A 20,320-nucleotide genomic window follows, 5' to 3' on the forward strand; every position below is an offset into this window, starting at 1 on the left:
CCGGGCAGGGTTACGGGATCAGGTGGGTCTTGTCACAGATTTTGCCATATCGCGGCGCAAAGGGGCGACTGCCCGGCCCCGGTCCAACGCCAAATCGTCAATGATCTGGTATAGCTTCCGCGACAATGACGACCGAATCTCCCCGCTCCCAGCTTTACCTGCTCGCCCGGTTGGTCCCGGTGCTGGTGGTCGCCCTGGCGTGCATCTACGCCGGCCCCGCCTCCGCCGATTTCCGCCTCTGCAACAACACGTCGAGCCGGGTCGGGATTGCGCTCGGCTACAAGGACGCCGAGGGCTGGACCACCGAGGGCTGGTGGAACATCTCGTCCCGCTCCTGCGAGACGCTGCTGCGCGGCACGCTGGTCGCCCGCTATTACTACATCTACGCCATCGACTACGACCGCGGCGGCGAATGGTCGGGCCAGGCCTTCATGTGCTCGCGCGACAAGGAGTTCACCATCCGCGGCACCGAGGATTGCCTGGCGCGCGGCTATGACCGCACCGGCTATTTCGAGGTCGACACCGGCGAGCAGCGGGCCTGGACGGTGCAGCTGACCGACGCCAATGAGCAGCCGGCGCAGCAGCGCGTGCCGGGCCTGCCCGGCCCGGTGGGCCCGGGCGGGGTTCCGGGTTTGCCCAACGGCCCGCCCGGTGCTACGCCCCCGGGCTCGCCCGGCCTGCCACCCCCGTCTGGAAATAAGCCATGAGGCGTCTTCGCCGTATCAAGATTCTCGCGACCCTGGGACCGGCCTCTTCAGATCTCGCGATGATCCGCCGCCTGTTCGAGGCCGGCGCCGACCTGTTCCGCATCAACATGAGCCACACCCCGCATGACAAGATGCGGGAGCTGGTGGCGACGATCCGCAACGTCGAGAGCAGCTACGGCCGGCCGATCGGCATCCTGGTCGACCTGCAGGGCCCGAAGCTGAGACTGGGCTCCTTTGCTGAAGGGGCGATCCAGCTCCAGAACGGCCAGACCTTCACGCTGGATTCCGACAAGGCGCCGGGCGATGCCACGCGCGTCCATCTCCCGCATCCGGAGATCCTGGCGGCGCTCAGGCCCGGCCATGCGCTGCTGCTCGACGACGGCAAGGTGCGGCTGATCGCCGAGGAGACGTCGAAGGAGCACGCGGTGACCCGCGTCGTCGTCGGCGGCAAGATGAGCGACCGCAAGGGCGTCAGCCTGCCCGACACCGATTTGCCGGTCTCGGCGATGACGCCCAAGGACCGCGCCGACCTCGAGGCCGCGCTGGTCACCGGCGTCGACTGGATTGCGCTGTCCTTCGTGCAGCGCGCCGACGACGTGATCGAGGCCAAGAAGATGATCCGCGGCCGCGCCGCGGTGATGGCCAAGATCGAGAAGCCGCAGGCGATCGACCGCCTCGCCGACATCATCGAGGCCTCCGATGCGCTGATGGTGGCGCGCGGCGACCTCGGCGTCGAGCTGCCGCTGGAGCGGGTGCCGAGCCTGCAGAAGCAGATGACGCGGATGGCGCGCCGCGCCGGCAAGCCCGTGGTGATCGCGACCCAGATGCTGGAATCGATGATCCAGTCGCCGGTGCCGACCCGCGCCGAGGTCTCCGACGTCGCCACCGCGGTCTATGAGGGTGCCGACGCCATCATGCTGTCGGCGGAATCGGCGGCCGGCAAATTCCCGGTCGAGGCGGTCTCGACCATGAACCGCATCGGCGAGGAGGTCGAGCGCGATCCGACCTACCGTTCGGTGATCACGGCCCAGCGCCCGGCGCCGGAATCCACCGCGGGCGATGCCATCGCCGACGCCGCCCGGCAGATCGCCGAGACGCTCGATTTGCCCGCCCTGATCTGCTGGACCTCATCGGGCTCGACCGCCGTGCGCGTGGCGCGCGAGCGGCCGAAGCCGCCGATCGTGGCGATCACGCCGAACATCACCGCCGGCCGCAGGCTCGCCGTGGTCTGGGGCGTGCACTGCGTGGTGGCGGAGGACGCGCGCGACCAGGACGACATGGTCGGCCGCGCCGGCCAGATCGCCTTCCGCGACGGCTTCGTCCGCGCCGGCCAGCGCGTGATCATCGTCGCCGGCGTGCCGCTCGGCATTCCCGGCACCACCAACATGGTGCGTATCGCCTCGGTCGGACCCGAGGGCGACGCGAACATGTAGCCCCGCCGGGGCCGCCAAACAAAAAGTCGAAAAACAACCCCATGCACAGTAGCCGGCCGCTTGGCCGGATTTTGCCGGAGTTTTGCGAAAAGGCACGCTCAGGCAAAGGCCTGAGCGCGATCAGGTCGCCCGCGGAGGATCCATGTCACTCAAAGGGAAGGTCGCTCTCGTTGCCGGCGCATCACGGGGTGCCGGGCGGGGCATCGCGGTCGAGCTTGGTGCGGCAGGCGCGACCGTCTACGTGACCGGGCGCACCACGCGTTCGCAAGCGTCCGAATATGCCCGACCGGAGACCATTGAGGAAACGGCGGAGCTGGTCAGCGCCGCAGGTGGCGTGGGGGTCGCCGTTCAGGTTGACCATCTCGTCTCTGCAGATGTTGCAGAACTCGTTGCCCGGATTCGCCAAGACCATCGCCGCCTCGACATTCTCGTCAACGATATCTGGGGCGGCGAGAAGTTGTTCGAATGGAATAAGCCGGTCTGGGAGCACGATCTGGCAAATGGACTGCGCTTGCTCGATCTCGGCGTGCGCACCCACCTGATCACAGCACATCACGCGCTGCCGCTGATGATCGAGCAGCCGGGCGGCTTGCTGGTCGAGGTGACCGATGGAACGGCCGAGTACAACGCCGTGAATTATCGTAACAATCCGTTCTATGACCTCGCCAAGACCTCGGTGAACCGCATGGGCTGGCTTCATGCGAGGGACCTTGCAAAGCACAACGCGACATCCGTTTCACTGACGCCGGGCTGGCTGCGTTCGGAAATGATGCTGGACGGATTTGGCGTCACTGAAGACAATTGGCGCGATGCCACGGCAAGGGTACCGCATTTCGCGATTTCCGAGACCCCGCGTTTCGTCGGCCGCGCGGTCGCTGCGCTGGCGTCAGATCCGGATCGAGCGCGCTGGAACGGCCGGTCTCTGTCGAGCGGCGGTCTGGCGCAAATCTACGGCTTCACGGATATCGACGGCTCCCAACCCGACGCCTGGCGCTATCTGGTCGAGGTGCAGGACCTGGGCAAGCCTGCCGACACGACCGGCTACCGCTAGGAAGCAATCGTATGGGCAGCGTCGAATCCGAAGCCCGCGCGCGCCCGACGCTAGGCATCATGCTCATGGCGGCCGCGATGCTCTCGATCCCGCTGGTCGACGGCATCGCCAAATATCTGAGCGCCGACTATTCGCCGTTTTACGTCGCCTGGGCGCGCTACGCCGTGGCAAGCGCCGTCGTCCTTCCGGTGGCCGCGATCAGGTACAAGGGAGAGATCTTTCCCGCCGAACGGCGCGCCTCGCATATGCTGCGGACGGTGTTCCTCGTCAGTGGGATGACGCTTTACTTCCTGTCCATCGCGACCGTTCCGCTGGCCACGGCCGTCAGCGCCTATTTCGTAGGGCCGGTCATCGCGGTTGCGCTCGCCGCAATGGTACTGAAGGAGCGTTTGACGCGCGGAAAGATCGCGAGCTTGGCGCTGGGTTTCACCGGCGCCATCGTCATTCTGCGCCCGGACGGGGACATCGAACCCGGCATTCTGCTGGCGCTCGGTGCCGGGCTATTGTTCGCGCTCTATCTGATCGCAACGCGGCAGGCTTCTCTGGTCAGCGATCCCCTCAAGACGCTCGTCTTCCAGTCTGTCGTCGGCATGGTGCTGCTGGCGCCACAGGCCATCCTGACCTGGGCCATACCGGCCTGGGACGCGGTCATGCTCTTTCTGGTCATGGGTGCGCTCTCCGCTTTCAGTCATGTCCTGTCCATCGCGGCATTCCGCTTCGCCGACGCGTCCACCCTTTCGCCGCTGGTCTATCTCGAACTGCTGGGGTCCACAGCCATCGGCTATCTTGTTTTCAAGGATATCCCGCAAGGCTCCACGATCGCCGGAGCGATTCTCATTGTGACCGCCGGGCTCATTCTTCTGAAGCGTCCCACCGGGGTTGATCAGTCCCGACCGGGAAATGCTGACGGAGCAGGATAACAGGTGGCCCGGGCGAGACTCCGGTGGCGGTCGGCTCACGCGCCGACCAGCGCCTTGGTCGTCGGCAGCAGCGTCTGCTGCACCACGAGGCCGCGGGCGCGGGCGTCCATGACGCCGACGGCGCGCAGCGCCAGCAGCGTCACGGTCTGCACCGCATCGCGCATCTTGACGGGATCGTCGAGATTGTCGGGTGCGAGCGGCCCGACCAGAGCCTCGTGCAGCGCGCCGAGCAGCGCGGTGGCGGCGAGTGCGGTGTCCTGCGCCGGCAGATGGCCGGCGCGCACCGCAGCGTCGATCCGGCCAGCGATTTCGCCTGCGATCTCGCGCCGGCTGGCGAGGCGGGAGGCGCTGACATCGACATCGACAGGCTCGGCCAGGATGCCCCAGGCCAGCCGACGCTGAGACAGCGTATGCACCGCCACGGTGGTGACCGCGGCCGCCAGCGCCGAGGACGGCCCCGGCGCGGCATCGGCCGCCCGCCGGATCGCCGCGAGCTCGTCGCGGGAGACCTCGGCAATGAGCTCGGAGATCAGGTCGGCCTTGGAGGGGAAATAGCGGTAGACGGTGCCGGCCGCGACATTGGCCCGGACCGCGACCGGTGCGATCTGCACCGCCGCCATCCCGCCTTCCGCCGCTGCCTCCCGCGCCGCCGCCAGTATGGCGCTGCGCCGCGCCGCAAGGCGCTTCACCACTTGATGCGTCCGCCGATAAACCATGGCGCGCTTCCTGTCCCACCACGCCGGCCGCACGCCCAGCGGCCCGACGCTTCTCACGCAATAGATGCAAATCGCCCCGCAAGGACTGAACAACTATTCAGGGCGAATGACAAGATGCAAATGCGTGAAGCGTCATGGGGGCGGACGGAGGCGCCAAGGTTGGCTGTGAAGGGCCTCGTCCCGGAAACCGCCCGAGCGGAACGAGCGCAAGACGAGATGGCTATTGCGCGATGTCCACCTGGAAGGACCGCCGCGCGATCTCGGCACCTTGTCGGCGCAGAACGAAAGTTGCCCGATAGCTCCCAACCGGCCAAGTGGAGCCTGCGCGCTTTCGCCCGGCCGAGATGAAATACTGGGCCTGGTCCCGTGGCAGCTTCGGCGCGCGATACTCTGCGATGACTTGCCCCTCGGGTGACCTCAGCTCAAGCGCGAGGTCGTCGTCTGCCTGAAGTCCGATGGCGCGAACATACGCAACGATGGCGGCCGATTGCGACCGAGGCATGGATCGCTTGACCTCACCTGTCTCGATCTCGTCCATGGTCACCGCTCGATCGGCAAAACCGGCATTGATGATCTCGGCGGACGGAGTGTTCGAAACGGCGCCTTGCGTCGGCTGCCACAGCGAGCGGCCGGACTTGCATTCGCCCTTCGCGGCGCCCTCGGCGAATGGATCCACAATTTTCCCGTCGTGCCTCACCGTGAAATGGAGATGCGGGAACTCGGTATTGCCGGAGAGCCCCACCAGCCCGAGCGCCTGCCCGGCGCTCACGCTATCGCCGGGCTTCACTTTGAGACTGCCCTTGGCCATGTGACAGTATTGCGTGCTCCAGCCGTCTCCGTGTTCGACGACTGCGCCGTTGCCGCATTCCCTGCCCGCGACTGCGGCTTTGCCGACGAGCTTGACCGAGACGTCATCCATGCCGTCGCGCGTGTGTGCAACGCGCCCCGCGGCGGCAGCAACGACCGCGACGCCTTTTCGCTGAACGTCCAGATCGGGCAGCCGGATGTCGGTGCCGTCGTGACCATCATAGGTTCGGTGACCGCATCGGAAGTCAAAGGTCTTGTCGGAGGGATCATGGTCGACGTAGTTCTGGATGAAGCAGGTCGCTCCCAACTCGCAAGCGACCGGCCAAGCAAACAATTGCAGCTCGGCGCTGCGAGCCGCCGACGCACAAGTGATGGCCGCGCAGACCATCGATACGGACACAAGCGCTCTCATCCGATCCGTCCGCTCTGACGAAGGGGCGCGCACAAAGTGTAGTCTGGAAGCGAGGGTTTCATTCCTGATGTCCCAAGAACCTTGACCAACATTGGTACACTGTGAAGCCACCAGTACCGGAGGATCACCACGAAGGCGACGATCGCACTGTTCCCGCACAACGTTAAAATTACCGCCATACAATCTTTGCTTGACCGTGCGCGATCGATCTTGCCTATTGATTTCCTGTTTCGCGACGACATCCCGAGTAGCGTTCGACGCACGCTTCACGAGCGAGTTCTTTATGGCGAATGGTTGCCGACTAGGCCTGAGATCGGCTGCACACAGCAAGTGGCAGAATCGGGCCTGCGCGTTTTTCGCTCTGTTTCTCCTCACATCTGTCGCCGAAGCGAAATCTTGCGGACAGGCGTGTCGTGCGGCGGCGATAGCGTGCTTGGGGCCGTCCTGTGATCGAGGTCCGTCAAGCTCCGACATTCCGCATCAGGAAGGCTTGCTTCAGATGGTGGCGAACTCCCAGGCTCCTCTCGCATATTTCCTCGACGCGTTGCCGACCGATTTCGACCCGGCACTTATACCAAATGGCGTACAAGAAACTGCCATCGTCAGAGTGCGTCCGCTCGCCAGTCCGGTCTGGTTGGGAGGACGGGATCAGTCAGGGATTCCACCGAAGCAGCACTCTCGCGACAAGAGCTTTGTCCGGTTACAGGTACTGGAGGTCCGAAGCGGCAACGCATCCGTCGGCAAAGCGTACGACGTCTACTTTGGCGAATCGGACCGCGAGATGATCTATCCACTCACGCCGGATCAAACTCGCACGCGACTACATCGCCGTCATGTACTTCGATCCAAGTGACGGAAAACACCGGCTCGTCGGGTTTCCGATCAGCAGCGCACAACACCGGGATTGGATGGCCAAGCGCTCGGAATACTGGCGCTCGGGGCACAAGAAATAAGATCAATCGAGCGAGGATTGCGAGGATGGCAACGACACCCTTCGCGGCGGTGCCGGTGATGACGTCATGCAGGGGGGCGCGGGCAACGACACGTTCCAGGGACTGGGCGGCGTCAAGTGGATCACGACCGGCGACGGCGCCGATAACCTGGTGTTCAACGCCAATAGCGGCGCCTTCCAGGTCGACGACTTCACCGACGGGAGCGACAAGATCGACATGCGCGGCACCGGCGTCACGGCCCAGAACGCCGCGCAGAACGTCACTCTGACCGAATATGCGGAGGGCGGCGTGCTCGTCCAGTTCGGATCCTCGGAGATCTGGCTCGCGGGCGTCATGCCGGGGCAGATCACGTTCGCGGACGACTTCATTTTGAGTTGACCGATCGAGAGGGGAATGCGTTCGGCGGAGCTGGCGGCCTCACCCCGACGGGATGCCGCCGGCTTCTGCCGCGAGCTGCGCCGATGCGGCCTCGGCGGTCCGCCAGGCTGCGCAGCGTCCGAGGATCAACCCGAACACGATCAGGATTGCCGGGAAGCCGACCGGCTGCCCGAGAAACAGGAAGCTCGCAAGCAGCGCGAAGACGAGCGCCAGCGCCATCACCTCGTGGCGCGCGAAACCCTCGTCAAGGCCGGCGCGGATGAGGAAGGCCACCGCGATGCCCAGCACGACCAGATCGTACATGAAGAGATAAGGCGTCGTCAGCAGCGCCGCCGTCGCGAGCATCGCCGCCTTGAGGGCGTAGGGCCGCCGGCTCCGCCACACCACGACCAGCACCACGGCAACAGCCGCTGTCAGCACCCATTGGAAGACCCATGCGAGCTGTTCGGTGCCGCCCACATAACGCACCAGCGCGAAGATGCTCTGCATCTTGAACCAGGGCGCCCGGCCTTCGGTCAGGAAGGCCTGGGAGAACATCGGGATCCAGTGGAAGAAGGCCTGCCAGCTCTCGGTGCCGAAGGCGAACCAGGATAGTGCAGCGATCGCAACGGTGACGATCGCGGCGCTGAACAGCACGGTCCATTCGGCGGCGGCGAGCAGGACAAGGGGAAACAACAGACCGTATTGCGGCTTGTAGCTGAGAAGGCCGAGACAGATGCCTGCCAGCACCGGCCGCGTCGGCAGCAGATAGAGCATGCCGCCGATCAGCGATGCGGTGAGGAAACCGTTCTGCCCGACCAGGATGTTGAGGAAGGCGGCCGGAAATCCGATCGCAATCACCAGGCCCGCATTGCGCCCGACGATCGCGCGCATCACCGCGAGATAGGGCACCATGCTGAACGCGGCCCAGCCGATGAAGGCGATTGCATAGGGAAATTGCGCGAGGAAGGACGCGACGAACAGGAACGGCGGCGGATAGTGCCAGGCGAAATGGCCGACGAAATCCTGCTTGAGCAGCGCAAGCTCGACCTGCTTCTGAATGTCCCAATCCCAGGCCAGCGCGGGATGTCCCTCGAGTGCCAGTCTTCCGGCCGCCCAGACATTGACGAAGTCCGTGGGGATGCCGCGTCCGTCGGCATCAAAGATCCAGAGATGGGTGAGATAGGCCGTCGGAAAATACGCCAGCGTGACGATCGCCAGCACGAAGGAGATGTTGACGAGGATCGCAGGGACCGCACCGTGACGGCCGATTGCAGGCGGGACGGAGGAGGCTTCGGCCATGCGGCTTCCTTGCGCGATCATGTGAGGCGGATGCGCCCAAGCCATACACCCGAGTGGCTTGAAGGAGGCTTAAGCCTGCTCGTCGCTGCAGCCGCCGATGCAAGGGCAACGCAAAAGAGCCCCGTCGATGACGGGGCTCTTCGCTATTCCAGTGTCGTCCGGCCTTACTTGAGGCTGGTCGAGATCGAGCTGAACTTGGCGTTCAGCGTGGTGCCGAGGTTGTTGACGACGGTGATGATCGCCAGCGCGATGCCGGCAGCGATCAGGCCGTATTCAATGGCGGTGGCGCCGGATTCATCCTTCATGAAACGCGCAACGAGGTTCTTCATAGAGTGCTCCAAATGAGTACACGAGGCTACAACTGATCTGGTCTCTTCGGCTTCCCAGCGCCGCCCGACCATGGGAACGGAACGTAGAGGCAAAGAATTTCGCCGCAGTTAATTCGGCTGCGTAAACACTGGGCGGATTGCGTGTATTGGCCCATGGTAAATCCAAGTTCGAAACAATCCGTTAAATTGTAAGCATCTGACGCCGGCCTGGCGCGGCCGGTTTACCCGAAGTTATGACCGGCGTGGTCCAATGCCGCCCGCCCGGACGGAAGCGCGGGCGAGATCGGGCGCGCAACCCGCCGGGTCCGGATCATGGCCGGACCGGCAAGAACAACCAGCACGAACAACCAGGACGACGAGACGGCATGTCCCTTTCCTTCGCCAACAGCATCGCGGTGCAGGGCCGCGCGCGCGCCCTGGTGCCGTTGTGCGTCGGCGCCGGCGCCTATCTGTTCTTCCTGTTCCTCGGCGACACGCTGCTTCAGGATTCCGACTCGTTCTGGCAGATCAAGATCGGGCAATGGATCCTCGATCACCGCGCCATGCCCATGATCGACTTCTATTCCTTCACGCGGACCGGCGCGCCGTGGATCTCGACGTCCTGGCTGTCGCAGGTCGCGTTCGCGTTCTCACATGCGCAATGGGGCTGGGCAGGCCCTGTCATCCTCACGGCGGCCGCCGTCGCGCTCACCGTCGCGATCTTCGTCCATCTGCTCGAGGCCCATATCGGAGCCCCCCGCGCGGTGCTGTTCGCGATGCTGGCGCTGCTGCTGTCGATCCATCACGTGCTGGCGCGGCCGCATATTCTGGCGCTGCCGGTGATGGTGGCGTGGGTCGGCTTGCTGATGGCGGCCGCGAGCCGCAGGAGCGCGCCGTCCTGGACCTGGCTGCCGCTGATGGCGCTGTGGGCGAACCTGCACGGCGGCTTCGTGCTCGGGCTCGCGCTGATCGGCCCGATCTCGCTCGAGGCGGTCGAGCATGCCGAAAAGGGACGGCGGCTCACCCTGTTCATGCGCTGGGTGCTGTTCGGGATCGCGGCGCTGATTGCGAGCTGCTGCACGCCTTACGGCTGGCGAACGCTGCAGGGCGCGACCAACATCCTCAGTCTCGGCGAGCTGCTGACGCTGATCCTCGAATGGATGCCGGCGAACTTCGCCACCTTCACCCCGTTCGAAGGCGCTTTGCTGGCCCTGATCGCATTCGGTTATCATCGCGGCCTGGTGCTGTCGGCACCCCGGATCTTCCTGATCCTGTTCCTGACCTGGAGCGCGCTGAGCCACGTCAGGAGCATCGACGCATTCGCATTCCTGGTGCCGCTGGTGCTGGCAAAGCCGCTGGGCGAGATGTTCCCGCAACCAGCGCCTGAGACCGCCGGTGCCGAAAGCTGGTCGGGCCGCCATGTCACGGCGCTCGGCGCGCTGATGATCGTGGCGGCAAGCTGGACCTCGACCTCGCTCTATCTGGGGCACCACCGCTTCAGCTTCACGATGACGCAGACGCCGGTTGCGGCGGTCGACCTGCTCGAGCAACGCAAGGTGCAGCGCGTCTTCAACGCCTACCAGTTCGGCGGCTATCTGATCTCGCGCGACATCCCCGTTTTCGTCGACGGCCGCGCCGAGCTCTACGGCGAGAAGTTCGTCATGGACTTCTTCAAGGCGACGGAAGGCAAGAAGCCCGAGCTGCTGCCGCGCCTGCTCGACGAGCACAGGATCGACGCGACGCTGCTGGTCGCCGATGCGCCGGGCCCGCAGATTCTCGACCAGCTCAAGGGCTGGAAGCGGATCTATGCCGACGACATCGCCGTGATCCACGTGCGCGACAGCGCTGATGGCGCGGCGGCGCCTTCGAAGTGAGGATCTGCTCCAGCGCGCGTCTTCGGCCTCGGCGACTTCATCAGATGGTTCCTTCCGGCAAGCCGACCCTGACAGATCCGGCGCGTCCCGACCCGGACCGAGCCGTGGCGATGCTCGTTCTTGCGTTGCTGGCTGTGGTCTCGCTCGTTCCGGTGCTGCTGACGCCCATTCCGGCGATGGTCGATTATCCCAATCACCTTGCCCGCATGTACATTCTGAGCCAGAACGGCACCGCGGGTGCCAATCCGCATTACGAGGTGAGGTGGGCCTTCTACCCCAACCTCGGCATGGACCTGCTGGTCCCGCAGCTGGCGCGGCTGATGAGCGTCGAGAGCGCGACGCGGCTGTTTCTGTTGCTGAGCCAGGTCCTGATCGTCAGCGGTGCGCTGCTGCTCGAATGGGTCAGGAAGGGACGCGTCCATCTCGCCGGCTTCGCCGCGCTCGCTTTCCTCTATTGCCTGCCGTTCAGCTGGGGTTTCGTGAATTTCGAGTTCGGGCTCGGTCTCGCGCTCTGGGGCATCGCCGTCTATCTGATGCTGGCCGAAGGCCCCTGGCCGCTGCGCTTCGCCGCCAATCTGATCATCGTCGCCGCGCTCTATGTGGCGCATTTCTTTTCGCTCGGCATCTACGGCGCGACGCTCGGCCTGTTCGAGCTGTCGCGCATCCGCCAAGGGCGGGTCGCGTATCCGGTCGCGGCCGCGCGGCTTGGCGCGCTGGCCCTGCCGGCGCTTGCGCTGCTCGCGATCATGCATGTCACGGCAGGCGCGATCGGAAGCGAAGGCAACGATTGGTTCGCTGCATTCAAGCCGGTCTGGCCGCTCCGCATCATGAACGGCTACAACCTCACGGCCGCGGCGGTGACCGGCCTCGTGCTGATGACCGCGCTGCTGTTCGCCGCACGGCGCGACGTTCTCAGGCTGGAGGCGGCTGGGATCTGGCTCGCAATCGGTTTTGCGCTGCTTTACCTCGTCATTCCCTCGAAGCTGTTCGGAACCTCGTTCGTCGACCTTCGCATGATTCCCGCAGCGGCGCTGATCCTGCCGGCGTTCTGCTCGCTGTCGTTGCCGAGCCGGGCGTGGAGAATGGCTGTTCTCGCTGCGATCAGCGGCATCATATTGCTCAACGTCGCCGTCGTGCTAGCGGTCTGGCTGCCTTACCGCGCCGACTATGCGGCGATGATCGCCTCGTTCGAGAGGATCGATCGCGGCTCGCGCGTTCTCGTCGGCAGCACGGACGACAAGGGGGATCCGCCTTTCGCCGACCTCACCTCCTATCCGATGTATTATGCGCCGACGCTGGCAGTGCATTATGCCGGCGCGTTCGTGCCCAACCTGTTCACCGAAACGGGCAAGCAGCCCGTGCGGCCGCGCGAGGCGGTGCGCAACATTGCCGTTCCCTATGGCGGACCGGTGCCGTCAGCCCTGCTTGCCGCGATCGCGACGGGCCGGCCGCCGGCGGACGCCCCGCAATTCATCCGCACCTGGGACCGGGATTTCGACTACCTCTATGTGCTGGGATCGCCGGCCGCAAATCCGCTGCCGGAGCGGCTGGAGGTGCTGGAGACCTCGAAGCGGTTTGTCCTCTACCGGATTCGCCGTAAGCCCTAGAGCACAGCCGCGGCGGCCAAAAGCGTGGTTAACCGCACTTCACCATTCCGATCCGCCGCCCTCACCAATGCTCCGGGCGATAGAGCCTTAACGGTTGCGGCAAGGCGACCTTAACCACCTGCTCATAGACTTCCGCCCCTCAAACCCAGCCGGACTCCTTTCGCATGGCGGCCAGTTCCAAATCGATCCGCTACAGCCTCGTCATCCCCGTGTTCAACGAGGAGGCCGTCTTGCCGGTGCTGCTCCGCCGGCTCGACCAGGTCATGTCCAGGCTCGACGGGCCGGCAGAAGCGATCTTCGTCGACGACGGCAGCAGCGATTCCAGCTCGATCGTGCTGCGGGCGCTCGCCGTGCGCGACACGCGCTTTCGCTACATCGGCCTCTCGCGCAATTTCGGCCACCAGATCGCCATCACCGCCGGCATGGACGCCGCGCAGGGTGACGCGGTCATCGTCATGGATGCCGATTTGCAGGATCCGCCCGAAGTGATCGAGCAATTGATCGCGAAGTGGAAGGAAGGCAACGACATCGTCCACGCCCGCCGCCTGTCGCGCGAGGGCGAGAGCCGCTTCAAGCGCGCGACCGCGCATCTGTTCTACCGGCTGCTCGGCAGGATGTCCTCCGTCGGCATCCCCGCCGATGTCGGCGACTTCCGCCTGATCGATCGCAAGGTGCTGGACGCGCTGAGGCAGATGCCGGAGCAGGATCGCTTCGTGCGCGGCATGATCGCCTGGCTCGGCTTCCGCCAGGCCGAGGTGGCCTTCCACCGCCTCGAGCGAGCCGCGGGCGAAACCAAATACCCGCTGTTCAAGATGGTACGCCTCGCGGTGAACGCCGCGCTCGGCTTTTCCGATCTGCCCTTGCGGCTTGCGATCTGGTGCGGATTGACGGTCTCGGGACTTGCGCTGCTCTATGGCGGCTGGGTGATCCTGTTGTGGCTCAGCAAGGACAGCCATCTCGTGACCGGCTGGTCCTCGACGATCGTCGTCGTGTCGCTGCTGTGCGGCATCAACATGCTGATGACCGGCATTGTCGGGCTCTATGTCGGCCGCATCCATGCCGAGGTGAAACGCCGCCCGCTCTACGTCGTGCAGGCGCGCATCGGCTTCGATCGCGGCGAGACCGCGGCGACCCCCGCGATCCACGCCGTCAACGAGTGACTTAAGCGCATGGCCGAGCTGTTCGACGGCTACCACGACAATTACCGCGAGGTGGTGCAATCCTCGATCGACTTCTCGGGCCTGCCGCATGATTTCTTCATGCGCGCGAAGGCCGACCTGCTGCGCGACCTGATCGCGCAACGGCTGGGCACGGAGAGGCCGGACATGCTCGACGTCGGCTGCGGGGTCGGCAGCCTTCACCCGCTGCTGCACGGCATGGTCGGCCGCCTCAGCGGCATCGACGTCTCGTCCGCCAGCCTGACGCAGGCGCGCGCACATAACGCTGCGGTCGACTACCGGGAGTATGACGGCCGCACGTTTCCGTTCGCCGATTCCAGCTTCGACCTGGTCACCGCCATCTGCGTGATGCACCATATCGCGCCGGCCGAATGGGCGCCATTCATCGCCGAGATGCGGCGCGTGACGCGCCCCGGCGGGCTCGTCTGCGTGATCGAGCACAATCCGTACAATCCGCTGACGCGCCTGGCCGTTGCGCGCTGTGAGTTCGATCGGGACGCCGTGTTGCTCGGGGCCGGCACGACCCGTAAGCTGATGGCGGCGAGTGGCCTGCGCGAGATCGGCGCCCGGCACTTCCTGCTGCTGCCCTGGGCCACCAAACCGGCCCGGCGCCTCGAACGGGCGCTGAGCGGGGTTTGGCTCGGCGGCCAATACGCCGCGTTCGGGACCGTTTGAACTTATCTTTGCGGCGTCTCACGCCGCTTGTGCACGACCGCAACATCGTCGCCGTAGACACGCTGCCATTCCGGCAGCCGGTCGAGCAGCGCAACGGCCGGCGTGCCAGGGGCAAGCAGCGTCGCGCCGATCCTGTACTCGTCGAGCAGCTTGAGAAGATCTCCGAGATCGATCAGCGCCAATGCACGGTTGTAGCGGTCGATGAACGGCCCGCCGTAGAGCTCGCCGCGGCCATCGATGAAGGTGGGAATGCCGGCAAAGATCAGATAGCCGCCGAAGGAATAATCGTTGAGCACGCGCTCCGTCTTGGCGAGGCCGGCTCGGGCGATGGCGGCCTCGGGCGTGATGATCGGCGCCGGCCGGATGTCGCGTGCCAGCGCGAGGGCGCTGATCGCGGCCAAGACACCAAATGCAGCCAGGTTCAAGCCGCGCGAGGAGCCTTCGCTCTCGCGTTCGCTCGGCCCGCCGAACGTCCGGCCCAGCGGGGCCGCGAGATAGAGCGGCGCCAGCATGGCAAGCAGATCCGCATTGCGCATTTGCGCCAGCGCGAAATGGAGCAGGCCGATCACCACGAGGGTCCGCACGACCGGCAGCGTCACGCCCCGCGAGAGGGCGAAGATGCTCCCCAGCAGCAGCAGCTCGAAACCGCCGATGCGGCTGAAATCCTGCGGCCGCCATTCCATGATCCAGGCGAGCGCGGAGCCGAGGCCGAGCGTCGTCAGCGGCATCAGCAGCGGTTCCGGGCCGTGCGGCGTCAGGCAGGACGCCGCCAGGGCAAGCGCCGAGAACGGCAGCCATCGCAGCAGCACGCGGGGCCATTGGCTTGGCGGCTCGCGCAGCAGCGCCTCGAGCACCACAGGGCCGATCAGCCCGAGCGCCAGCACCACGCTGCCGTGCAGGTTGCTCCACAGCACCAGGAGCGGCAGGGCCCAATAGGGCGGAGGCGTGTTGCGATCCATGCAGCGAACCAGCGCAGCCGCCCAGGTCACCATCAGCGGCAGCACGAGGACATGTGGCCGCGCCAGCATGTGCGGCGCCAGCAGGATGAGGGCCGCGATCACCATCAGCAACGTCAGGGCCGGCGAAAGCTCCCGCAGCAGGAAGTACGTGAGCAGGCCGAAGGCGAGCGCGATCGCCGCGGCGGCGATGGCGACGACGCCCGGCCAGCCGGCCAGCGCGTAGACGGCGGCATAGATGACCTCGGACAGCCATTCGAAGGTGATCCAGGGCGCGCCGTGCTTGGAAAAGGAAAACAGGTCGCTCGTCGGCAGCGTGCCATGCGCGATGATCCAGCGTCCGACCTCGATGTGGGAATAGCTGTCGGGATCGCCGAGCAATCGCGGGCCGATCGCCAGCAACACGGCATAGAGGAAAAGCCCCACCGCCCAAGGGAGCACTGCACGTGCAGAGAACGGTTGAACCGCGCTGTGGACGACCTGATCAGTCATGGCGGCCGAAAATAGGCCGCAAGCGTTAAGTTCTTCTTTAGTGTTTCGCGCATTCGCGACAGCGCGCTATCCGAACAGATCGATCAGGAGCAATGCGGCGCTTGTGAACAGCCCTGCAACCGGCATCCAGATGGGCACGACGAACACGCCGGCAGGAGGTGCCGCTTCCTTCGTCTTGATCCGGAGAAGGGCCAGGTTGACCAGAACGAAGATCCCAAGCGTCAGGCGGGAGGTCCATTCGGCCAGTCCGGTCAAGGGAACGCCGAGGCCGAGGATCAGGATGGCGCCGATGCCGAAGAGCGTAGCGACCACCGGCGCGCCACTTCTGGCGTTCACCCGGGCGAGGAGGGCCGGAAGGCTGCCCTGGTCCGCAAGCCCGTACAGCACACGTCCGATCATCAGCATGTGAACGATGATTCCGTTGACGGTCGCAACGATCGCGACGACGCTCAGGACCCAGAGGGGAAGACCGGTCAAGCGCTGAAACACCAGGGCAAGCGGGGCCGAGGCTTGCGCGAGCTCGGCCGGGGGCACCGCAACCACCGCAACCCAGACCACAACCATGTAGAGGAGCGCCGTCACGCCGAGGGTGATGAGCAGCGCCCAAGGCAAGGTCCGGGAAGGATTCTTCATTTCCTCGGAGATGTTCACCAGATGCTCGAACCCGATGAACGCAAACACGGCAAGCAGTGACGTCTGTGCGATCCCGCGCCAAGCCGCGTTATCGCTGATGGGGGCCCACAATTCGGGCAGCCGGGAGACCAGGGCGTCGCCCTGAACCAACCCGGCGCCGACAATGAGGACCAATCCTCCGATCTCCACGACCGTCATCAACCCGGCGAAGCTGATGGACTGAACCGCGGACAGGCAGGCGATCGCACCCATCGCGAGCACGACGCCCGCGATGATCCAGCCGGCAGGCAGCGGCAGGAAAACGCCGATATAGCCGGCACTCCCGACCGTGATGGTCGCGCCGGAGATTGTCGCCGCGGCAACGACGAGCAGCCCTGTGGCGCCGGAGAGCCAGTTTCGATGGAATGCGGCCTGGACATAGGCGGCCTCGCTCGCCGCAACCGGAAGCCGCGTGCCCAGCTCGGCAAAGGTGCCGGCCGTCACGCCCATCACGACCGCCGCAGCGAGGAACGCCAGAGGCGCGTGCATTCCGCTCCGCGCGGCGGCCGCTCCGACCAGGACGTAGATGCCGGCGCCGATCGTCACGCCGAGCCCGTAGAGCACGGCGTGCGTCAGCGTGAGCGATCTGATCAGCTTCGTAGAACCGAGCGAAGCTTTCCTGATGCCGGCCAGCTGACCGGCATCTGTTCCGACCTCCTTCATGGCGAGATCTCAGTGCGAGAACAGAATCGGGATCGGCGGCTTGGACAGCAGCCCCCTGGTCGCGCCGCCGAGCACGAATTCCCGCCACCTCGGCGTTCCGTACGCACCCATCACGAGGACGTCGATGTCGCGAGATAACACGTAGGTTCCGAGGACCTCGCCGATCGGCTTGCCGCCGGCATCGATCTCGTCCAGCACGACCTCGATGCCGTGACGAGCCAAGTTCTTCGCCAGTTCTTCGGCAGAATGTTTCGAACCCAGGGCCTTTTCATTGGTGACAGTCACGACGCGCACCTTCTTCGCCGCTTCGAGCAAAGGAAGCGCGTCGGAAACCGCTCGTGCGGCGGTGCGGCTGAAGTCCCAAGCCACGCAAACGGCATCGAGCCGGAATGGACGCGACCGCGGAGCAGCGGGGAGGATCAGCGTCGGCCTGCCGGATTCGAAGATCACCTCCTCGGCGTATCCCCGATCATGGGAGTCCGGCACCGCCATGATCGTGAGATCGCGAAGCCTTGCATAGTCGACCAGCAGTGCCGCCTCGCTTGCGGTTGCACATTGCTCGAAGATGGTCTCATGCCGAATGCCGGATTTCACGGCCGACGTTTCGAATGCCGCCAGCAGCGTTGTCGCATTCTGGCGGCTCTTGGCGGCCTCTCGCGCAACAAGCGCGGGTATGTCCAGGATGGCATCCCCGATCAGGCTCCCGCGCACTTCCGCATGAACCTCGCAGGAAATGGCTGCGAGGTGCGCATCCACAACGGCGGCAATTGCAACCGCGCCGTCGATCACCGAAACCGGCGTCGGTTCCGGATAGCTCGTCAGGGTCAGCAGAACATCCTTGAAAGCCATGTATCCCTCCTTTGACGAGCGGGAGTCTAGTGCGGTCGAGGTCCCCTCTCTTGACCGACCGCAACCGCTTCAGCGGGATGGCTGTGGCAAAACGGCCCAGGCGGGAAGTCAGCCAGCAGAATGCCAGCTCGCGAAGGCGCGCTTGAAAAAACAAAAAACGCGGCGTATCCGCCGCGTTTTTCGATAGTCGGTTGCCGCTTGGAATTACGCCTGCGGCTGCGGCTCGAGGCCGGGATCCGGATCGGGCCGCGGGCGCGGCTTGCCGGCCGGAGGCACGGCGGAGGCGCGCGGGGTGGTCGGCTCGAGCACGGACTCGCGGTTCGGCTTCTTGCCCTTGAGCAGGTCGACGATCTCATCGCCGGTCAGCGTCTCGAACTCGAGCAGGCCCTTGGCCAGCGTCTCGAGATCGGCGCGCTTCTCGGTGAGGATGCGGGTCGCTTCCTTGTAGCCTTCCTCGACCAGGCGCTTGATCTCGGAATCGATCTTCTGGACGGTGGCTTCGGAGGCGTTCTGCGTGCGCGACACCGACATGCCGAGGAAGACCTCGTCCTGGTTCTCGCCATAGGAGACGGTGCCGAGCTCTTCCGACAGGCCCCAGCGCGTCACCATCATGCGGGCCAGGCGCGTGGCCTGCTCGATGTCGGAGGCCGCGCCCGAGGTCACCTTCTCGCGGCCGAAGATCAACTCTTCGGCAACGCGGCCGCCCATCATGATGGCGAGGCGCGAGGTCATCTGCTCCAGCGACATCGACAGCTTGTCGCGCTCGGGCAGCTGCATGACCATGCCGAGCGCACGGCCGCGCGGGATGATGGTCGCCTTGTGGATCGGATCGGTCGCGGGCACGTTGAGGCCGACGATGGCGTGGCCGCCCTCGTGATAGGCCGTCAGCAGCTTCTCTTCCTCGGTCATGACGAGCGACTTGCGCTCGGCGCCCATCATCACCTTGTCCTTGGCTTCCTCGAATTCGGCCTGCGTCACCATCCGCTTGTTGCGGCGGGCGGCGGTCAAAGCGGCCTCGTTGACGAGGTTCATCAGGTCGGCGCCGGAGAAGCCCGGGGTGCCGCGCGCGATGGTCTTGAGGTTGATATCGGGCGCCAGCGGAACTTTACGAACATGCACCTTCAGGATCTGCTCGCGGCCGACGACGTCGGGGTTCGGCACCACGACCTGGCGGTCGAAGCGGCCCGGACGCAGCAGCGCGGGATCGAGCACGTCGGGACGGTTGGTGGCCGCGATCAGGATCACGCCCTCGTTGGCCTCGAAGCCGTCCATCTCGACCAGCAGTTGGTTCAGCGTCTGCTCGCGCTCGTCATTGCCGCCGCCGAGGCCGGCGCCACGGTGACGACCGACGGCATCGATTTCGTCGATGAAGATGATGCAGGGCGCGTTCTTCTTGGCCTGCTCGAACATGTCGCGGACGCGGCTCGCGCCGACGCCGACGAACATCTCGACGAAGTCCGAGCCGGAGATGGTGAAGAACGGCACGTTGGCTTCGCCCGCGACCGCACGCGCGATCAGGGTCTTACCGGTGCCGGGAGGGCCAACCAGCAGCACGCCGCGCGGAATGCGGCCGCCGAGGCGCTGGAATTTGCCGGGGTCGCGCAGGAACTCGACGATCTCCTGCAGGTCCTGCTTGGCTTCGTCGACGCCGGCGACGTCCTCGAAGGTGACGCGGCCATGGGCCTCCGTGAGCATCTTCGCGCGGGACTTGCCGAAGCCCATCGCCTTGCCGGCGCCGCCCTGCATCTGCCGCGACAGGAAGATCCAGACGCCGATCAGCGCGATGAAGGGCAGCCAGGAGACCAAGAGCGAGACGAACCACGGCACGTTGTCGCCCGGCGGCTTCGCGGTGATCTGCACCTTGCTGTCATAGAGGCGCTTCACCAGCGTCGGATCGTTCGGCGCGTAGGTCTGGAAGCTGGAGCCGTTGGTGAAGGTGCCGTGGATGTCCGGCCCCTGGATCACGACGTCGCGCACATTGCCGCGGTCAACTTCGCTCAGCAGCTGGGAGAAGGCGATGTCCTGCGAGGAGGCCCGCTGACCCGGATTCTGGAAGAGCGTGAACAACGCCAACAGCAGCAAGACAATGATGACCCAGAGGGCGAAATTGCGCAGATTGGCGTTCATCGATCTTCCTTCGTGGTCGCGCGGATCGCGGCCCTGATCCTTGGGTCGTTACATTCCGTCAATGCGAGGAAACCCCAAGGAATCCTCATCGTTAGACGCATACAATTTAGGTGCCGCCCCGGTCGCTGCCAAGGGAACGAGATGGGACTATTTATCCCATCTTAGCGCGATTCCCGCTGAAATCATGGCATCCGAACCCGGGTTTTTCCTGCCTGGTTAAGGTGGCCTGACGGCACGGCCGCGAATTGACCGGTGTCATGA

16 protein-coding genes and 1 pseudogene are annotated in these 20,320 nt (G+C 65.2%); 9 read left to right on the top strand and 8 right to left on the bottom strand.

Translation table 11 applies throughout. The features are described from left to right. Nucleotides 1–125: 125 nt before the first annotated feature. The 4 genes from AC24YW_RS06285 to AC24YW_RS06300 all read left to right on the top strand — a co-directional run bounded on the left by AC24YW_RS06285 (nucleotide 126) and on the right by AC24YW_RS06300 (nucleotide 4,111). Nucleotides 126–707 carry a DUF1036 domain-containing protein gene (locus tag AC24YW_RS06285; protein WP_487481925.1) on the top strand — a complete coding sequence of 194 codons (582 nt, stop codon included), beginning with the start codon at nucleotides 126–128 and terminating at the stop codon, nucleotides 705–707. Beyond that, on the top strand, nucleotides 704–2,140 hold the full coding sequence (gene pyk, locus AC24YW_RS06290; RefSeq protein WP_487481926.1) for a pyruvate kinase: 1,437 nt from the start codon (nucleotides 704–706) through the stop codon (nucleotides 2,138–2,140). The genes AC24YW_RS06285 and pyk overlap by 4 nt, the downstream gene beginning before the upstream one ends. Before the next feature lie 142 nt (nucleotides 2,141–2,282). Next, entirely contained in the window at nucleotides 2,283–3,191 is a 909-nt protein-coding gene (locus tag AC24YW_RS06295) for an SDR family oxidoreductase (RefSeq protein WP_487482579.1), read from the top strand. An 11-nt stretch (nucleotides 3,192–3,202) separates the two neighbouring features. After that, nucleotides 3,203–4,111 (top strand): DMT family transporter, encoded by a 909-nt coding sequence (locus tag AC24YW_RS06300; protein WP_487481927.1) that lies wholly within the window; start codon nucleotides 3,203–3,205, stop codon nucleotides 4,109–4,111. Nucleotides 4,112–4,146: 35 nt separating this feature from the next. Here the strand turns inward: AC24YW_RS06300 and AC24YW_RS06305 are convergent, their stop codons facing one another. Both AC24YW_RS06305 and AC24YW_RS06310 read right to left on the bottom strand, forming a co-directional pair. Beyond that, entirely contained in the window at nucleotides 4,147–4,827 is a 681-nt protein-coding gene (locus AC24YW_RS06305; RefSeq protein WP_024337641.1) for a TetR/AcrR family transcriptional regulator, read from the bottom strand. A 220-nt stretch (nucleotides 4,828–5,047) separates the two neighbouring features. Further along, on the bottom strand, nucleotides 5,048–6,034 hold the full coding sequence (locus tag AC24YW_RS06310; protein ID WP_487481928.1) for a M23 family metallopeptidase: 987 nt from the start codon (nucleotides 6,032–6,034) through the stop codon (nucleotides 5,048–5,050). A 1,001-nt stretch (nucleotides 6,035–7,035) separates the two neighbouring features. Here AC24YW_RS06310 and AC24YW_RS06315 point away from each other — a divergent pair. Further along, nucleotides 7,036–7,377: pseudogene (locus tag AC24YW_RS06315) on the top strand (hypothetical protein); the annotation flags it as partial. A gap of 39 nt (nucleotides 7,378–7,416) precedes the next feature. On the opposite strand, the gene AC24YW_RS06320 reads toward AC24YW_RS06315, so the two are convergent. Continuing rightward, entirely contained in the window at nucleotides 7,417–8,658 is a 1,242-nt protein-coding gene (locus tag AC24YW_RS06320) for a glycosyltransferase family 87 protein (RefSeq protein WP_487481929.1), read from the bottom strand. A gap of 164 nt (nucleotides 8,659–8,822) precedes the next feature. After that, the gene (locus AC24YW_RS06325; protein WP_128264172.1) at nucleotides 8,823–8,987 is read right to left on the bottom strand and encodes a Flp family type IVb pilin; all 165 of its coding nucleotides are present in this window, start codon (nucleotides 8,985–8,987) and stop codon (nucleotides 8,823–8,825) included. A gap of 365 nt (nucleotides 8,988–9,352) precedes the next feature. Between AC24YW_RS06325 and AC24YW_RS06330 the strand changes: the two genes are divergently transcribed. From AC24YW_RS06330 to AC24YW_RS06345, 4 genes are all read left to right on the top strand, one after another. Then, the gene (locus AC24YW_RS06330; RefSeq protein ID WP_487481930.1) at nucleotides 9,353–10,840 is read left to right on the top strand and encodes a hypothetical protein; all 1,488 of its coding nucleotides are present in this window, start codon (nucleotides 9,353–9,355) and stop codon (nucleotides 10,838–10,840) included. Between the two features lie 44 nt (nucleotides 10,841–10,884). Next, nucleotides 10,885–12,447, top strand: a complete 1,563-nt coding sequence (locus AC24YW_RS06335; protein WP_487481931.1) for a hypothetical protein — start codon at nucleotides 10,885–10,887, stop codon at nucleotides 12,445–12,447. Nucleotides 12,448–12,611: 164 nt separating this feature from the next. Then, the gene (locus AC24YW_RS06340; protein WP_487481932.1) at nucleotides 12,612–13,607 is read left to right on the top strand and encodes a glycosyltransferase family 2 protein; all 996 of its coding nucleotides are present in this window, start codon (nucleotides 12,612–12,614) and stop codon (nucleotides 13,605–13,607) included. A gap of 9 nt (nucleotides 13,608–13,616) precedes the next feature. Beyond that, nucleotides 13,617–14,300 carry a class I SAM-dependent methyltransferase gene (locus AC24YW_RS06345; RefSeq protein ID WP_487481933.1) on the top strand — a complete coding sequence of 228 codons (684 nt, stop codon included), beginning with the start codon at nucleotides 13,617–13,619 and terminating at the stop codon, nucleotides 14,298–14,300. Between the two features lie 2 nt (nucleotides 14,301–14,302). Here AC24YW_RS06345 and AC24YW_RS06350 read toward each other — a convergent pair whose 3' ends face one another. The 4 genes from AC24YW_RS06350 to ftsH form a co-directional block, all read right to left on the bottom strand. Beyond that, nucleotides 14,303–15,748, bottom strand: coding sequence for a hypothetical protein (locus tag AC24YW_RS06350; protein ID WP_487481934.1), 1,446 nt, complete (start codon nucleotides 15,746–15,748; stop codon nucleotides 14,303–14,305). A gap of 66 nt (nucleotides 15,749–15,814) precedes the next feature. Beyond that, a complete protein-coding gene (locus AC24YW_RS06355; protein WP_487481935.1) occupies nucleotides 15,815–17,083 on the bottom strand; it encodes an APC family permease in 1,269 nt (422 codons plus the stop codon). Nucleotides 17,084–17,092: 9 nt separating this feature from the next. Further along, nucleotides 17,093–17,932 (bottom strand): universal stress protein, encoded by an 840-nt coding sequence (locus AC24YW_RS06360; protein WP_487481936.1) that lies wholly within the window; start codon nucleotides 17,930–17,932, stop codon nucleotides 17,093–17,095. Nucleotides 17,933–18,136: 204 nt separating this feature from the next. Next, nucleotides 18,137–20,059, bottom strand: coding sequence for an ATP-dependent zinc metalloprotease FtsH (ftsH, locus tag AC24YW_RS06365; RefSeq protein ID WP_035998585.1), 1,923 nt, complete (start codon nucleotides 20,057–20,059; stop codon nucleotides 18,137–18,139). Between the last annotated feature and the right edge of the window lie 261 nt (nucleotides 20,060–20,320).

Source organism: Bradyrhizobium sp. USDA3516, assembly GCF_057651995.1.

What these genes read in the sequence shown, in the direction of transcription:
- AC24YW_RS06285 (WP_487481925.1), top strand. Translation starts at nt 126, where the DNA reads ATGACGACCGAATCTCCCCGCTCCCAGCTTTACCTGCTCGCCCGGTTG.
- pyk (WP_487481926.1), top strand. Translation starts at nt 704, where the DNA reads ATGAGGCGTCTTCGCCGTATCAAGATTCTCGCGACCCTGGGACCGGCC.
- AC24YW_RS06295 (WP_487482579.1), top strand. Translation starts at nt 2,283, where the DNA reads ATGTCACTCAAAGGGAAGGTCGCTCTCGTTGCCGGCGCATCACGGGGT.
- AC24YW_RS06300 (WP_487481927.1), top strand. Translation starts at nt 3,203, where the DNA reads ATGGGCAGCGTCGAATCCGAAGCCCGCGCGCGCCCGACGCTAGGCATC.
- AC24YW_RS06305 (WP_024337641.1), bottom strand. Translation starts at nt 4,827, where the DNA reads ATGGTTTATCGGCGGACGCATCAAGTGGTGAAGCGCCTTGCGGCGCGG.
- AC24YW_RS06320 (WP_487481929.1), bottom strand. Translation starts at nt 8,658, where the DNA reads ATGGCCGAAGCCTCCTCCGTCCCGCCTGCAATCGGCCGTCACGGTGCG.
- AC24YW_RS06325 (WP_128264172.1), bottom strand. Translation starts at nt 8,987, where the DNA reads ATGAAGAACCTCGTTGCGCGTTTCATGAAGGATGAATCCGGCGCCACC.
- AC24YW_RS06330 (WP_487481930.1), top strand. Translation starts at nt 9,353, where the DNA reads ATGTCCCTTTCCTTCGCCAACAGCATCGCGGTGCAGGGCCGCGCGCGC.
- AC24YW_RS06335 (WP_487481931.1), top strand. Translation starts at nt 10,885, where the DNA reads ATGGTTCCTTCCGGCAAGCCGACCCTGACAGATCCGGCGCGTCCCGAC.
- AC24YW_RS06340 (WP_487481932.1), top strand. Translation starts at nt 12,612, where the DNA reads ATGGCGGCCAGTTCCAAATCGATCCGCTACAGCCTCGTCATCCCCGTG.
- AC24YW_RS06345 (WP_487481933.1), top strand. Translation starts at nt 13,617, where the DNA reads ATGGCCGAGCTGTTCGACGGCTACCACGACAATTACCGCGAGGTGGTG.
- AC24YW_RS06350 (WP_487481934.1), bottom strand. Translation starts at nt 15,748, where the DNA reads ATGACTGATCAGGTCGTCCACAGCGCGGTTCAACCGTTCTCTGCACGT.
- AC24YW_RS06355 (WP_487481935.1), bottom strand. Translation starts at nt 17,083, where the DNA reads ATGAAGGAGGTCGGAACAGATGCCGGTCAGCTGGCCGGCATCAGGAAA.
- AC24YW_RS06360 (WP_487481936.1), bottom strand. Translation starts at nt 17,932, where the DNA reads ATGGCTTTCAAGGATGTTCTGCTGACCCTGACGAGCTATCCGGAACCG.
- ftsH (WP_035998585.1), bottom strand. Translation starts at nt 20,059, where the DNA reads ATGAACGCCAATCTGCGCAATTTCGCCCTCTGGGTCATCATTGTCTTG.